General features: G+C 52.0%; 16 protein-coding genes and 2 riboswitches. Of the genes, 15 read left to right on the forward strand and 1 reads right to left on the reverse strand.

What is annotated here, in order from left to right:
* Positions 1-86: 86 nt before the first annotated feature.
* From FED52_RS04460 to gcvH, 3 genes are read left to right on the forward strand one after another with little or no spacing between them, the layout of a single operon-like run.
* A complete protein-coding gene (locus FED52_RS04460) occupies positions 87-815 on the forward strand; it encodes a hypothetical protein (protein WP_138859100.1) in 729 nt (242 codons plus the stop codon).
* 45 nt (positions 816-860) lie between these two features.
* Positions 861-1,223, forward strand: coding sequence for an arsenate reductase family protein (locus FED52_RS04465; protein WP_138859101.1), 363 nt, complete (start codon positions 861-863; stop codon positions 1,221-1,223).
* 39 nt (positions 1,224-1,262) lie between these two features.
* Positions 1,263-1,646: a glycine cleavage system protein GcvH gene (gene gcvH, locus FED52_RS04470; protein ID WP_021065488.1), complete on the forward strand. Its 384-nt coding sequence runs from the start codon at positions 1,263-1,265 to the stop codon at positions 1,644-1,646.
* Positions 1,647-1,688: 42 nt separating this feature from the next.
* Here the strand turns inward: gcvH and FED52_RS04475 are convergent, their stop codons facing one another.
* Positions 1,689-2,741, reverse strand: a complete 1,053-nt coding sequence (locus tag FED52_RS04475) for a PTS sugar transporter subunit IIC (RefSeq protein ID WP_138859102.1) — start codon at positions 2,739-2,741, stop codon at positions 1,689-1,691.
* A 187-nt stretch (positions 2,742-2,928) separates the two neighbouring features.
* Here FED52_RS04475 and FED52_RS04480 point away from each other — a divergent pair, with 187 nt between their 5' ends.
* From FED52_RS04480 to FED52_RS04535, 12 genes are all read left to right on the forward strand, one after another.
* Positions 2,929-3,186: a thioredoxin family protein gene (locus FED52_RS04480; protein WP_138859103.1), complete on the forward strand. Its 258-nt coding sequence runs from the start codon at positions 2,929-2,931 to the stop codon at positions 3,184-3,186.
* Positions 3,187-3,639: 453 nt separating this feature from the next.
* A riboswitch (SAM riboswitch) is annotated at positions 3,640-3,745 on the forward strand.
* A gap of 77 nt (positions 3,746-3,822) precedes the next feature.
* A complete protein-coding gene (locus tag FED52_RS04485; protein WP_138859104.1) occupies positions 3,823-4,851 on the forward strand; it encodes a methionine ABC transporter ATP-binding protein in 1,029 nt (342 codons plus the stop codon).
* The gene (locus FED52_RS04490) at positions 4,841-5,503 is read left to right on the forward strand and encodes a methionine ABC transporter permease (RefSeq protein ID WP_034778455.1); all 663 of its coding nucleotides are present in this window, start codon (positions 4,841-4,843) and stop codon (positions 5,501-5,503) included. The genes FED52_RS04485 and FED52_RS04490 overlap by 11 nt, the downstream gene beginning before the upstream one ends.
* Before the next feature lie 30 nt (positions 5,504-5,533).
* Positions 5,534-6,364, forward strand: a complete 831-nt coding sequence (locus FED52_RS04495) for a MetQ/NlpA family ABC transporter substrate-binding protein (RefSeq protein WP_138859105.1) — start codon at positions 5,534-5,536, stop codon at positions 6,362-6,364.
* A gap of 232 nt (positions 6,365-6,596) precedes the next feature.
* Positions 6,597-7,682 (forward strand): MFS transporter, encoded by a 1,086-nt coding sequence (locus FED52_RS04500; protein ID WP_240731311.1) that lies wholly within the window; start codon positions 6,597-6,599, stop codon positions 7,680-7,682.
* Between the two features lie 172 nt (positions 7,683-7,854).
* Positions 7,855-8,616 carry a Fe-S cluster assembly ATPase SufC gene (sufC, locus tag FED52_RS04505; protein WP_114166887.1) on the forward strand — a complete coding sequence of 254 codons (762 nt, stop codon included), beginning with the start codon at positions 7,855-7,857 and terminating at the stop codon, positions 8,614-8,616.
* Between the two features lie 12 nt (positions 8,617-8,628).
* Positions 8,629-9,897 carry a Fe-S cluster assembly protein SufD gene (gene sufD / locus FED52_RS04510; protein ID WP_138859107.1) on the forward strand — a complete coding sequence of 423 codons (1,269 nt, stop codon included), beginning with the start codon at positions 8,629-8,631 and terminating at the stop codon, positions 9,895-9,897.
* Position 9,898: 1 nt separating this feature from the next.
* Positions 9,899-11,119, forward strand: coding sequence for a cysteine desulfurase (locus tag FED52_RS04515; RefSeq protein ID WP_138859108.1), 1,221 nt, complete (start codon positions 9,899-9,901; stop codon positions 11,117-11,119).
* Positions 11,109-11,543 (forward strand): Fe-S cluster assembly sulfur transfer protein SufU, encoded by a 435-nt coding sequence (gene sufU, locus FED52_RS04520; protein WP_034778441.1) that lies wholly within the window; start codon positions 11,109-11,111, stop codon positions 11,541-11,543. Before FED52_RS04515 ends, sufU begins: the two co-directional genes overlap by 11 nt.
* Before the next feature lie 19 nt (positions 11,544-11,562).
* Positions 11,563-12,960 (forward strand): Fe-S cluster assembly protein SufB, encoded by a 1,398-nt coding sequence (gene sufB / locus FED52_RS04525; protein ID WP_138859109.1) that lies wholly within the window; start codon positions 11,563-11,565, stop codon positions 12,958-12,960.
* A 133-nt stretch (positions 12,961-13,093) separates the two neighbouring features.
* Positions 13,094-13,468, forward strand: coding sequence for a YciI family protein (locus FED52_RS04530; RefSeq protein WP_138859110.1), 375 nt, complete (start codon positions 13,094-13,096; stop codon positions 13,466-13,468).
* Positions 13,469-13,558: 90 nt separating this feature from the next.
* A riboswitch (SAM riboswitch) is annotated at positions 13,559-13,673 on the forward strand.
* 111 nt (positions 13,674-13,784) lie between these two features.
* Positions 13,785-15,167: an LVIVD repeat-containing protein gene (locus FED52_RS04535; RefSeq protein ID WP_138859111.1), complete on the forward strand. Its 1,383-nt coding sequence runs from the start codon at positions 13,785-13,787 to the stop codon at positions 15,165-15,167.
* The last annotated feature ends 81 nt before the right edge of the window (positions 15,168-15,248 follow it).

Raw genomic sequence — 15,248 nt, forward strand, 5'->3', positions numbered from 1 at the left:
AGCGAGAGAAAGGGTGGACCGGACGCGGTCGGCCCTTTCTTTTTGCCTTGTCGACACCGTACAATGGACGGAAGGAGGCGAAGTAGATGAGACGTAAGGCATTGTTAGAACGGATGGATGCGATTGGCCGCTCAGTCGCAGAGTATGATGGGACGCTCATGCTCCTCGCGCTCGGTTCGATTGGGCTCGAGACGGATCGGCTCGACGACTATTCCGACCTCGATTTCTTCTTGATCGTCGAGGATGGGCATAAGGCCCGCTTTATCGACAATTTGGATTGGCTCGCCGTCGAGCCGCTGGCGTACCAGTTCCAAAACACGAAAGACGGCCATAAAATCATGTATGAGGACGGCATTTACGCCGAGTTTGCCGTGTTTGAAGTCGTGGAGATGCCTGGCATCGCCTATACGCCGGGCCGTGTCGTCTGGCAGCGTGACGAAGCGCTCCACGCGTTCGCGACGCCGAACGTCGTCACAGACGTCCCTGACGCCGCGTATTGCTATGAAGAGGCGCTGACGAACCTATACGTCGGCTTGCTCCGGGAGCGACGTGGCGAGCGACTTGCGGGCTTTGAACTCATTCAAGTCGCGGCAATCAATAACGTGCTGAAGGCACATGGAGAGATGAGTGATCCGTTCAATCCGACGCGACGCGTCGAGACGAAGCATCCTGACGTGACTAGGCTCCTTGAGCAAGGGGTATTAGGCTATGGGCGTTCCGTCGAGGCGGCAGCTGCGATTCTCGGTTATATCGAGGCGCGTCATCCGGTGAACGCGTCGTTGAAGCGAGAGATTGAGCGTTTGCTTGAAGCGTGAATGGTCGATTCGGAATGTGCTACATTTATAGAAGAGGTGATGAACATGGTGACACTATATGGCTATCCGCCATGCAGTACGTGTAAAAAAGCAGAGAAGTGGTTGAAAGAGAATGGCATCGACTATACATACGTCCATATCGTCGAGGCGACGCCGTCGAAAGACGAACTGGCCGAGCTGTGGAAACAGTCGGGCCAGCCGCTCAAAAAGTTCTTCAATACGAGCGGGCAAGTATATCGAAACGAAGGCATCAAAGACAAGCTACCAAACCTATCAGAAGACGAACAACTCGAGCTTCTTGCGAGCAATGGTATGCTTTTGAAGCGCCCAATCGTGACAGATGGTCAAAAATCAACTGTCGGATTTTCAGAAAAGTCGTTTACAGACGTTTGGGGCGAAGTGCTATAATACTCGTGTGAGTCTAATTCATTTGAGGGGGAAGTTAAGATGAGCAAAGTACCTGCCAATCTACGTTATTCAAAAGAGCACGAATGGGTTGAAGTGAATGGAAGTGTCGCCCGCATCGGGATCACGGATTTCGCACAAAGCGAACTAGGGGATATCGTCTTTGTCGAACTTCCTGAAGTCGGTGGCACAATCTTACTCGACGAGCCGTTCGGTTCGGTTGAATCGGTCAAGACGGTTTCGGAGCTTTATGCACCGATCTCTGGGAAAATCACAGCGGTGAACGAATCACTCGCCGATTCACCAGAACTCGTCAACGAAGCACCGTTCGAAGGCGCTTGGATGATCGAAGTCGAGTTGAACGACGCGTCAGACGTCGACAAGCTCATGTCAGCCGAAGAATACGAAGCGATGATTCAAGGCTAAACAAAACCCGGTTTCTCTTTACGAGAAGCCGGGTTTTTTTGATTAATCGAAGTCGAGACGGTAATGATCAGGCTCGATGAGCGACGTCCGGTTGAACAAACGATAGAACAGAATCCCGAGTGTGATTGGGATGAGCCCGAATAAGACGACGACGAGCATGACGTTCCAGAGCGCGAATCCTCCCGGCATCAAATGCAAGGCGTTGACCGGACCGATTAGACCCGAGACGCCGAATCCGGCACTGATTGGTGTGCCTTCAATCCGAAGGATACCTGCGAGCGCTCCAAGGATGGCCGCATTGGCGAGTACGGGCAACATCATGATTGGACGACGGACGAAGTTCGCCATTTGAATCTTCGGTGACCCGAGGAAGTGGGCGATCGACGTTCCCGTCGCGTTCATCTGCCAGCCGGCGATGGCGAGACCGAAGCCGGCGGCGACGACCCCTAGGTTGGCGGCCCCGGCCGCGACACCAGACAGGCTGATGGCTGTGGCGATGCCGACCGTCGAGATTGGCGAGACGATGATGAGCGAGAACGCCATCGCAATCAACATGCCCATCACAATCGGCTGTAGTTCCGTCATTGTCATAATGATCGTCCCGACGTATGTTGTGATTTGTGAGATGTAAGTGAGTAGGAACGCCCCGATCCCTCCGGCGACGACGATGACCGTCATCGGTAAGACGAGTACCGTGTATGTCTTCAAGCGTGGCGACAACTGCATGACGAGGAACGTCGCAAGAGCGGCCGTCACACCGGCCGTGATGACGTCACCGATTCCAGCCATGAGGAACACCCCTTCCTCGATGCGGATGGCGCCGCTCCCGACTTGGGTCGCGATGCCGATTGTGCCGGCCTCGAGCGCCGATCGTCCGAACTGCATGGCGACGGCGACACCGATGATGACCGGTAAGAGGCGCATCGCAATCGTCGTCGCATCTAAGATGAACTGCAAGGACGGAACATAAGGTAAGATGGCTTTCGTTAATTCACCGAGCAAGGCGCTCGGGATGAGGGCGATGAGGATGGCAAGACTGAGGCCGTTCAAGACGTTCATCAAAAACTGTTTTCCGGTAAGCTTCTCTTCCGTCATTGGGGATTCACCTGTCCTTTTCTACTGGTATGCTGTTATGTATAAAAGCAATAAAGTTAATGACCATACTATGCCTCTTTCTAGCAAGCGTCAATACAAAATGTTGAAATGTTCAGAATTTTCCATTTGAGCACAACTTTTGAACCGACCGGTCCGGATTCATATACTTAGAGGAGAGGTGAGAACAATGATTACTGACGGATTCTTATATATATACGCCCCGATGTGCGGTACATGCGCCGTGGCCGAGCGGATGCTCTCGGTCGTCGAGGCCGTCGACCCCGAACTCCAGATTGAAAAGCGCGATGCCAACTTTATCCCGAACGAGCTCGAGGCGTATCAGGTCATGAGCGTCCCGGCGCTATTGAAGCTGGAGAATGGCCAAGTTCGCGATCGATTGTACGCGTTTCAAAACGTCCAGCACGTCCTATCTTTCGTTAAATGAGATAGGACGATTAGAATAATCTGAAAATTTTAAATAATCAGTTGACACAGAAAGTTCACGAATGATATATTCATTACAACATCTTACTTGAACACAACATAGGACGAGATTTTCCCGTCAGCAAGACGTTTTCGAACAACCGCTGCATGAGCTTACGCGATTTTAGGTGGACCTTCCCTTCGATTGTCCCCCAAAAAAATCAAGCGTCGGGGCACCGGTCGCGTAATTGCATGGTCCGTTCGAAGACCGAGTGATGGTTGGGTCAAAATCCCCCATATAAGGATGAATGCTCTGATCGGGCAAAAGAGGTTCATCTATGGGTTGTCCTTCAGTGACTCAAGGTGCTACGTTCTGTGTCATCCTCGGATGGCACCTTTTTTTATTTTTTCGCATAAAATAGTTTGACATGAAAATAATATGTCGCTATGATAAGGCTAATCGAATACGCAACCACTCTTATCAAGAGAGGCTGAGGGACTGGCCCTATGACGCCCAGCAACCGCGGAGCAATCCGAAATGGTGCTAATTCCAGCAAGGTATTTACCTTGGAAGATGAGAGCAATCGTTGTCCGTACGATAAAGTACGCACGTTTGCTCAAACGTGCGTACTTTTTTTGTTGTCAGGAGGGAAATGGATTGATTCAATTACGCAATGTGGCCAAATGGTTCGACACGAAAAACGGTCGGGTCCAGGCGGTCGATGATGTGTCGCTTACAATCGAAAGCGGCGAAATTTTTGGAATAATCGGATATTCAGGGGCGGGGAAGTCGACGCTCATCCGCTTGCTCAACCGACTCGAGGCACCGTCAAGCGGTGAAATCGTGGTCGCCGGCAGCGAGCTGACGAAACTCACGCCTAAGGAACTGCGCGGGGTGCGTAAAAATGTCTCGATGGTGTTCCAACACTTCAACCTATTATGGTCGCGCACGGTCGCTGAGAATATTAGCTTCCCGCTCGAACTCATCGGGGTACCGGCGAGTGAGCGCAAACGCCGCGTCCAAGAGCTCGTCGAACTCGTCGGCCTCGCCGGACGGGAAGACAGCTATCCGTCACAACTATCGGGCGGCCAAAAGCAGCGAGTCGGGATCGCCCGTGCGCTCGCTACGAATCCAGAAGTGCTCCTCTGCGATGAAGCGACGAGCGCACTCGACCCGAAGACAACGGACTCGATTCTCGAACTGCTCGTCAGTATCAACAAGAAACTCGGTTTGACGATCGTCCTCATCACTCATGAGATGCACGTCATCCAAAAGATTTGTCACCGGGTCGCCGTCATGGAGGCCGGGAAGGTCGTCGAGACCGGACAAGTCGCCGACGTGTTCCAACATCCGGAACAGCCGATCACGAAAGAGTTCGTCAAACAGATCGGCGCGGTCGAGGACATGTCGCTCACGTTCGAACACTTGAAAGCCCGGTATCCGAGCGGACAAATCGTCAAGCTCAAATTCTTGAACGAGACGGCCGAACAACCGATTCTGTCGGAAGTGTTGAAGCAGCATGACATCGGCTTCAACATCATCGGCGGGAAGGTGACGCAGTCACAGGTCGGTGCCCTCGGGACATTATTCATCCAATTGATCGGAGAGCCGGCTGAAGTCGAGCGGGCCATCGCCTCAATCCGATCGCAGGCAGTGGAAGTGGAGGTAGAAAGCGATGTTTCCTAATGTAGATTGGCAAGTCATGCTCGAGCAGACGTGGGAGACTCTCTATATGACGCTCGTCGCCGGAGCCGCGACGTTCGTCATCGGTCTCGCCCTCGGGATGCTCTTATACGTCACGAACGAACCGCTCATGATGAAAAACCGTCCGATTTACACGGTTATCAGCGCAATCGTCAACGTGTTCCGGTCGATCCCGTTCATCATTTTGATCATCTTGCTCATCCCGTTCACGTTACTCGTCGTCGGGACGATGCTCGGATCGACGGCAGCGTTGCCGGCGCTCATCATCGGTGCGGCTCCGTTCTATGCGCGGATGGTCGAGCTCGCCCTGCGTGAAGTCGACCGCGGCGTCATCGAGGCGGCTGAATCGATGGGTGCGACAAAATGGCAGATCGTCTATAAAGTGTTGTTCCCAGAAGCATTGCCGGCCATCGTGTCAGGCATTACGGTCACGATTGTCGCGATCGTCGGTTATACGGCGATGGCAGGGGTCGTTGGGGGCGGGGGACTCGGGAACTTGGCGTTCCTCGAAGGGTTCCAGCGCTCACAGAGTGACGTCACGTTCGTCGCGACCGTCTTAATCTTGGTTATCGTCTTCGTCATCCAGTTCATCGGCGATCGACTCGTATCAGTAATTGACAAGCGTTCCGCTTGATCTAAATAGAAAATTTGGAGGGGTTTTATAATGAAATCATGGAAAACAGTACTCGGATTGACGGCAGCTTCAGCACTTACGATTCTCGCGGCTTGCGGCGGCGGGGATTCAGAATCAGGTTCGGGCGATGACAAGACGCTCGTCGTCGGTGCGTCAAACGTCCCGCACGCTGAGATTTTAGAGCACGTCCAAGATGAGTACGAAGAGAAGGGCTATACGCTCGAAATTAAGAAGTTCCAAGACTACGTCCTACCGAACAAAACGCTCGCAGACGGGGAGTTGGACGCGAACTACTTCCAACACGAGCCGTACCTCGAGTCGCAAATGGCTGAGAACAAAGACTACAAATTCGCATCAGCCGGCGGCGTCCACATCGAGCCGATCGGTGTGTACTCGAAAGACTATGCATCACTCGATGAGCTTCCAGACGGCGCTGAAATCATCATGAGTTCGTCGGTTGCTGACCACGGACGCATCCTCACGATGCTTCAATCTGAAGGTTTGCTCACGCTCGCGGAAGGCAAGACGACGGACGCGACGGTGTCAGACATCGTCGACAACCCGAAAAACTTGGAGTTCAAGACGGACGTCGAAGCGGCACTTCTCCCGCAAGCGTTCAACAACGGTGAAGGGGACGCGGTCCTCATCAACACGAACTACGCGATCGATGCCGGCCTCAACCCGCTCGAAGACGCGATCGCTCTCGAAGGCGAAGACTCACCTTACGTCAACTTGATCGTCACACGTGAAGGCGACGAAGACGACGAGCGCGTCAAGGCACTCCTCGAAGTCCTCACGTCAGAAGAGACACAACAGTGGATCTTGGACGAATACAAAGGCGCAGTCGTACCGGTCAAATAATAATTTCGTCAAGGCCCGGGCTATCCCGGGCCTTTTTTGTTTGGAGTAGTTTTGACGCATCAATAGAAGTACACTACATATATGTAGGAAAAGGGGGGATTCGGATGAACATACGACACATTCATCCGCTGACGCTGGGCGTCTTGTTTGGCACATTTTTTGCCCGGCTGTCGACATTTTTTGTGATGCCGTTTTTGCGATTTATCTCGCGACGCTCGGTTTCTCGGCGAGCGTGATCGGGACGGTGTTTGCCATCTCGGCGTTATCGGGGTTATTCATGAGCTTTTTCGGGGGGACGCTATCCGACCGCTACGGGCGCAAACAGCTGATGCTGATCGGTATCGCGTTGAACGCGATGACGTTCACTGGTTTCGCGCTCGTGACAGAATTATTTTGGTTTTATATGTTCTCGGTACTTATGGGCGTGTCGCGGTCGTTCCTCGAACCGGCGTCGCGCGCACTCATCAGTGATACGACGCAGCCGGACCAGCGCGTCATCGTCTATAACGTCCGCTACTTTTTAATCAATATCGCGGCGGCAATCGGGCCTTTGCTCGCGGTCGTGTTGTCGCTCACCGGGGCGAAGAGCGCCTTCTTCGTCGTCACGGGCGTCTATGTGTTATACGGTCTCGTCATCTCGACGCTGTTCCGGAAATATCCGTTCGAGGAAGGGGACGGCGTCAAAGTCCGGCCGCGCTTGACGGAGACGTTCCGTGTGTTACAACAAGATAAGACGTTCCGCTACGTCATCATCGGGATGATTTTCGCCATCATCGGCTATAGTCAGTTCAATGCGACGTTGCCGCAGTTCATCGCGTTCCATGACGGCTTCAGTGATGGCTCACGTTTGTTCGCCTATCTGTTGACGGTCAATGCGATCACCGTCCTCGTCGTCCAATATCCGATCATGCGCTTCGGGATTCGCGTGTCGCCGATCAAGTCACTCTTTTTCGGCGTCGGGACGCTGTCGACGGGGCTCCTGCTCATCGGTTTTGCGACCGAGACGTGGGTGTTGTTCATCGCGATGGTCATCTTCACAATCGGTGAGGTGCTTATGTTCACGATGACGGACGTATTGACGGACGAATTGGCACCGGCTCACCTGCGCGGGACGTATTTCGGGGCGATGGGGTTGACGGCGCTCGGTCAGACGATCGGCCCCGTCATCGGTGGGGTGTTGCTCGATGGGTTTGATAACGCCGCGTTGCCAGTGTTTGGAAGCTTGGCCGTGTTGACGGCTTGCGGCGCCTTCTTCTTCGCCGGCGCCTTGAAAGAACGGAAAGCAAGTTTGGCCTTAATCGAGGAAAAAGTTGGATAAAGTCTTGATTTCCCGATATTCTCATTCTCAACATTTAAGTTTTATTGAGAATGAATAATAAGGTGAGTCGCTTGAAATAAAAAATTGCCTAGATTAAGATTAGAATATATCTAATCTACGCCAAAAATGGCGAGAAAACGGAAGGGGTATCCGAATGTCTAACGTACCACACATGAAAATTGATGACCTCCGCGTCTCAATCGAAGGAAAAGAGATCGTCAAAGGTCTTAATCTTGAAATTAAAGGTGGCGAAATTCACGCCATCATGGGTCCTAACGGGACGGGTAAATCTACACTCGCATCGGCACTTATGGGACATCCATTGTATGAAGTAACAGGCGGAAGCGTCGATTTGAACGGCGAAGATGTACTCGACATGGAAGTTGACGAGCGCGCGCAAGCCGGAATGTTCCTCGCGATGCAGTATCCTGCTGAAATCAGTGGTGTCACGAATGCCGATTTCTTGCGTTCAGCAATCAACTCACGCCGCGAAGAAGGACAAGAAATCTCACTCATGAAGTTCATCCGTGAACTCGATGCGAAAATGGACGTCCTCGAGATCCCTTCAGAAATGGCACACCGCTATTTGAACGAAGGCTTCTCAGGCGGAGAGAAAAAACGTAACGAGATTCTTCAAATGATGATGATTAAACCGAATATCGCCATCCTCGATGAAATTGACTCAGGTCTCGACATCGATGCGCTCAAAGTCGTCGCCAAAGGCGTCAACGAAATGCGCTCAGAAGAGTTCGGTTGCTTGATTATCACGCACTACCAACGTCTCCTCAACTATATCGAGCCAGACTTTGTTCACATCATGATGGACGGGAAAATCGTCATGTCAGGTGGCAAAGAGCTTGCACAACGACTCGAAGCTGAAGGTTACGACTGGGTGAAGCAAGATCTTGGAATGACAGTAGACACAGAAGCGTAAGGAGGCTGTACGATGACCGTACAATTTGAATTGGATGCACAAGCAGTAGCGGCACGTGCAGAGGCGCTCGGTGGACCAGCATTTATGGTCAACCGTCGCAAAGAAGCAGCAGAACTTGCGCCGACTCTCGCCTTGCCAAAAGTTGAAAAAATCAAGATTGATAAATGGGACTTCGTCTCTGGAGACGTCGAACTCACGAAGCACGACGGCTTGACGCCCGAAATCGAAGCACTTCTTGGAGACCATCGCACAAACGTGCTCGTTGAACGCAACGGTCATGTCGTCTACAACGAACTTGCAACGCCAGAAGGTGTCCTCTTCATGGGCATCAACGAAGCAATGGAACAACACCCGGAGCTCGTCGAGAAGTACTTCATGACAGAAGGTGTCCGCGTGGACGAAGAACGTTTGTCTGCGTTGAACGCTGCTCTCATGAACGGCGGTGCGTTCCTATACGTACCGAAGAACGTTCAATTGAAGGACCCGCTCCAAGCCATCTTCACGATGGAACAAGCGAACGGCGCGCTCTATCACCACACGATCATCGTCGCAGACGAAGGCAGTGAATTGACGTACATCGAGAGTTTCCTCTCGAACACGAACGAGCCGCACACGGTCAATGCCGTGACAGAAGTGTTCGCTGCCGCGAACGCGAAAGTCGTCTTCGGTGGTGTCGATCAGCTTGCTGATTCGGCCCTCTCGTTCATGAACCGCCGCGGTGTCGTCTATGAGAACGCACGCCTCGAATGGGCGCTCGGTCACATGAACGATGGCAACTCGGTCGTCGAGACGAAAACGCACCTTGTCGGGGACAACACGTTCTCAGACACGAAAGCCGTCACGATCGGTCGTGGCGCACAGAAGCAAAACTTCAACATCCGGACGGACCATTTCGGGAAGTCTTCAGAAGGGTTCATCTTGATTCACGGTGTCCAAAAAGATTCAGCCACGGCCATCTTCAGTGGAACATCGATGATTCACCATGGCGCTTCGAAATCGAACGGCGTTCAAACGGAACGTGTACTCATGTTGTCTGAAAAGGCACGTGGGGATGCGAACCCGATCCTCCTTATCGATGAGGACGACGTCATGGCAGGTCACGCCGCTTCGGTCGGACGCGTCGACGACGTGCAACTCTACTACTTGATGAGCCGTGGTTTGTCACGTAAAGAAGCCGAACGGTTGATCATTCACGGATTCTTGAACCCGGTCGTCGAGCAACTCGCGATCGAGTCGGTCAAAGACCGTCTCCGTGAAGTCATCGAAGGGAAAGTGCGTTAAGATGATCGATGCCTCGATTCGTAAACAGTTCCCGATTTTAGATCAGGAAATCAACGGTCATCCGCTCGTCTATCTCGACAGCGCGGCGAGCTCCCAAAAACCGCTTGCTGTCATCGAGGCGATCGAGGATTACTATCGCCGCATCCACTCGAACGTGCACCGGGGCGTCCATACGCTCGGGACGCACGCGACGGATGCGTATGAAGGGGCGCGGGAGCGCGTCCGTTCATTCATCAACGCCGCCGTCCCGGAAGAGATCATCTTCACACGCGGGACGACGACGGCGATTAACCTCGTCGCGTCAAGCTACGGGGATGCCAACGTCGGCGCGGGGGACGAGATCGTCCTCACGCCGATGGAGCACCACGCGAACTTGATTCCGTGGCAACAGCTCGCCAAGCGTAAAGGGGCCAAACTCCGTTACGTCGAATTGACGCCGGACGGTCGGGTCACGCTCGAGGCGGTCCGTGCCGTCTTGTCGGACCGGACGAAAATCGTCGCCATGAGTCACGTCTCGAACGTGCTCGGCACGATCAACCCGATCGCCGACGTGGCGAAGCTCGCCCATGAAAAAGGGGCGGTCATGGTCGTCGATGCGGCGCAAAGCGCACCGCACCGGAAACTGGACGTGCAAGCACTCGATTGCGACTTCCTCGCCTTCTCTGGCCATAAGATGCTCGGTCCGACCGGGATCGGGGTCTTATACGGGAAGAAGCAATTGCTCAAACACATGGAACCGGTCGAATTCGGTGGCGAGATGATCGATTACGTCGACTTGTATGAGTCGACATGGAAAGACATCCCGTACCGGTTCGAAGCGGGGACGCCGATTATCGCCGGCGCCGTCGGTTTGGCAGCGGCCATCGACTTTTTAGAAGACCTCGGTCTCGAGAACGTCGAAGCCCACGAACGGGCGCTTGCGACGTACGCCATCGAACAGATGCGGACGATCGAAGGTATCCAAATCTTCGGGCCAGAGGAACGGGTCGGACTCGTCACGTTCAACTTAGGTGACGTGCACGCCCACGACTTAGCGACCGTCTTGGATATGCAAGGCATCGCGGTCCGGGCCGGCCACCACTGTGCCCAGCCGCTCATGCGTCTCCTGAAGCAATCATCGACAGCCCGAGCGAGCTTCTACTTGTACAATACGAAAGAAGAAGTCGACCGCTTCATCGAAGGGCTACGTCAAACGAAGGAGTATTTCAATTATGAGTTTTAACAATCTCGATATGTTGTACCGACAGGTCATCATGGATCATTATAAAAACCCAAGAAACCGTGGCGTCATCGAAGATGGCGTGACGATCGACTTGAACAACCCGACATGCGGGGATTCACTCCGACTCCAACTCCAAGTCGAGGATGGAATCGTGAAAGATGCCAAGTTTGAAGGGGAAGGCTGTTCGATCAGTCTCGCCTCGGCATCGATGATGACTCAAATCGTGAAGGGCAAGTCTGTTGACGAGGCACTCCAATTGGCCAACATCTTTTCGGAGATGGTCCAAGGGAAAGACTACGATACAGACACGTTCGACCTAGGCGACATCGAAGCGTTGTCTGGCGTCTCAAAGTTCCCGGCTCGCATCAAGTGCGCCACGCTCGCGTGGAAAGCGCTTGAAAAGGGAGTCGACGAGGAAGCGTAAGTAGAAGGAGGAGACCGATATGGCGAAAAACATGCCTGACATTGGCGATTATAAATATGGCTTCCATGACCGAGACATCTCGATTTTCCGTTCAGGCCGCGGCTTGACGAATGAAATCGTAGAGACGATCTCGCGCATGAAAGAAGAACCGGCATGGATGCTCGAGTTCCGTTTGAAATCACTCGAACAGTTCCGCAAAATGCCGATGCCGACATGGGGCGGCGATCTCACGGCACTCGATTTCGATGAGATCACGTACTATGTTAAACCGTCTGAAAAGACAGAGCACTCGTGGGACGAGGTTCCTGAAGAAATCAAACGTACGTTTGACAAGCTCGGAATCCCGGAAGCGGAGCAAAAATACTTGGCAGGCGTCTCGGCTCAGTATGAGTCTGAAGTCGTCTATCACAGCATGCAAGAAGATTTCGAATCAAAAGGTGTCATCTTCAAAGATACAGACACGGCGCTCAAAGAAGATGAAGCCATCTTCCGTGAGTATTTCGGGAAATTGATTCCGCCGACGGACAACAAGTTCGCGGCACTCAACTCGGCTGTATGGTCAGGTGGCTCATTCATCTACGTACCAAAAGGCGTGAAGCTCGAGCAACCGCTCCAAGCTTACTTCCGCATCAACTCAGAGAACATGGGTCAGTTCGAGCGGACGCTCATCATCGTCGACGAGGGCGCTTCTGTCCATTACGTCGAAGGATGTACAGCACCGGTCTACACGACGAACTCACTTCACTCAGCGGTCGTTGAGATTTTCGTCAACAAAGACGCATACTGCCGCTATACGACGATCCAGAACTGGGCGAACAACGTCTACAACTTGGTCACGAAGCGTGCCGTCTGTGAAGCGGGTGGATCGATGGAGTGGATCGATGGTAACATCGGTTCGAAACTCACGATGAAATACCCGGCTGTCATCTTGAAAGGTGAAGGTTCACGCGGGATGACGCTCTCGATCGCTCTCGGCGGTAAAGGGCAGCACCAAGACGCGGGCGCGAAAATGATTCACCTCGCACCGAACACGTCGTCGTCAATCGTCTCGAAGTCGATTTCGAAACAAGGCGGAAAAGTCTCGTATCGCGGAATCGTCCACTTCGGTCGTAAAGCGAAAGGCGCGCGTTCGAACATCGAATGTGACACGCTCATCATGGACAACGAGTCGACGTCGGACACGATCCCGTACAACGAGATTTTGAACGACCAAGTCTCACTCGAGCACGAAGCGAAAGTCTCAAAAGTGTCAGAAGAGCAACTCTTCTACCTCATGAGCCGCGGAATCTCGGAAGAAGAAGCGACGGAAATGATCGTCATGGGCTTCATCGAGCCGTTCACGAAAGAATTGCCAATGGAATATGCCGTCGAAATGAACCGTCTCATCAAGTTTGAGATGGAAGGATCGATCGGATAATCCTGTATAGATAGAGAAGGACGGTTGACATGAACTCATGTCGACCGTCTTTTTTGTCGATTATGTCTGTAAACAGAGAATAGGGAATGGAATTAGATGACGCGTGTCTATAGATGCGAGAGGAGACAATCACATGCTGTTCTTGGTAATGGGATATTTCGACGCTGACAAAATGAACGAGAAGTCCGACCTAGAAATCGATCAAATCATGGCGACGTGTGAACGACACTTACAGGAGCTGTATGCAAGTGAAAAGGTATTGATGGACATGGGGCTTGAAGCGAGCGTGAAACAACTCAAGCGGGAGTCACAGCAGATTTCGATTACAGATGGGTCCGCTACAGAATCGAAAGAAGTGATGGGAAGTGCGTTCGTGATTGAAGCGTTGGATATGGAGGATGCGCTCAGAATCGCTTCCATCCATCCGACGACCCAAGTGCCCGAAGCGGAAGCATTGGGGTGGAGGCTCGAGATTCGGCCGATTCACTATTATCGAGAACGAGAATAAATGATGACTTCACCTGTAAAGATTATGCAAAAAAACATATTGACATTCCATGGAAACGCCGTCATAATACAAAGTAATTTGATATGAATACTCTTATTAAGAGCAGGTGGAGGGAATTAGCCCTATGAAGCCCGGCAACCATCCGTACTGAATCGCCAGTACGGAAACGGTGCTAAATCTAACAGCGAACGCTGAGAGATGAGAGGAAATCGGAATTTTTCGGAATCCTTCTGTCTCGTTTATGAGTTCAGAAGGATTTTTTTGCATTCTGCCTCTAACAGAGTTTCTATCAAAAAAATCTAAGGGGGAATTTATTTTGAAAGGAAAGTTCTTATTAAGTGCAGCGCTCGTCACAGGATTAACGGTCTCGTCAGCTTTACCGGTTACATATGCGCATGACGAGCTAGGAGACATCAACATCGAGAAAGGGCAACGTAACCCGGATGAAATCAGTTCGGTTTCCGTGACGAAAGGAAGTAAGAACGTCAAGTATCTACATGAGACGGCAGCGGTACCACTGAAAGAAATCAGAGAAGGCGTGAAAAACAGTACGGCTGATGTGTATGCTCATAAAGGATTCGCGTATACAGGAACACATACTTCAGGTGGAGGTAACGGCGGGGTTCGCGTATTTGATTTGAAAGACCCATCTAACCCGAAAGAAGTCGCAGTATTTGCCGATCAAGACATTCCTGGTACGTGGCAGGAAAAAGTCATCGTGAAGACGGTGAACACCAAATCGTTTAAAGGTGATTTGGCCGTTGTCTCGGTTCAACAACTCGACTCTAAAAATCCGAATTCGAAAGGCGGGTTCCTCATCTATGATGTGACTAACCCGTATGAGCCGAAGAAGTTAGGCTTCTATGAGGTCACGAAAAAGACGAGAGGGACACATGAGCTTTATTTGACGACACAAGGGGACCGGGTATTGGTCCTTGCCTCGAACCCTTATGCAGATTACTATTCGCACGGGAAAGAGAAGGATTTCCAACTCGTAGATGTGACCAACCCAGCGGAACCGAAGAAGCTATACGAATTCGATCCACGTTCTTTGCCGGAAGTGGATGAAAGCTTTGACGGATACACGTGGAACGCGCCAGATGGCAAGAAGAGACCAGTCTTCAACCATAGCGCCTATGCGGATGAGAACGGGAAAACAGCGTTTCTCTCGTTCTGGGATCTTGGGACGATCATCCTGGACATCTCAGACCCAGACAATGTGACATACGAAGGACGGACGACATTTGCGTCAGATCAACAAGGATCGGCGCACTCGGCGGCACTTGCAAAAGGCGGCACGATACTCGTCGAAACGAGAGAAGTGTATGCGCCGGTTAAATCAGGCTACGAACAAGCGTACGGATACACTCGAATCTTCGACATTAAAAATAAAACGAATCCGAAACTATTGAGCGAATTCAAGACGGATTTGACAGAAGATATCTCTGAGAATCCGGCTGAACAAGTGACGTTCGGTAAGACGGTACACGATCCAAAAGTACATGGGAACACGTTATACCTGTCTCACTACGCGGGCGGGGTTCGAACTGTTGATATTTCGAATCCAAGTCACCCGGTACAAATCGGAAAATACGTGCCGGCCGATGCGAACATCTGGGGCGTCTACGTCGATCAAAACTATGTGCTCGCGTCTGACATGGGTACAGGGTTGAAAGTGCTACAAAAAAACAATAAGTAAGGATCTCTCGACGACCAGCGAAGCTCGACTTCGCTGGTTTTTTGTATAATCTAAAGCAGATCGCATTTTTTGTCGTGAAAC

This window comes from Exiguobacterium mexicanum (assembly GCF_005960665.1).
Lineage (GTDB): Bacteria > Bacillota > Bacilli > Exiguobacteriales > Exiguobacteriaceae > Exiguobacterium > Exiguobacterium mexicanum_A.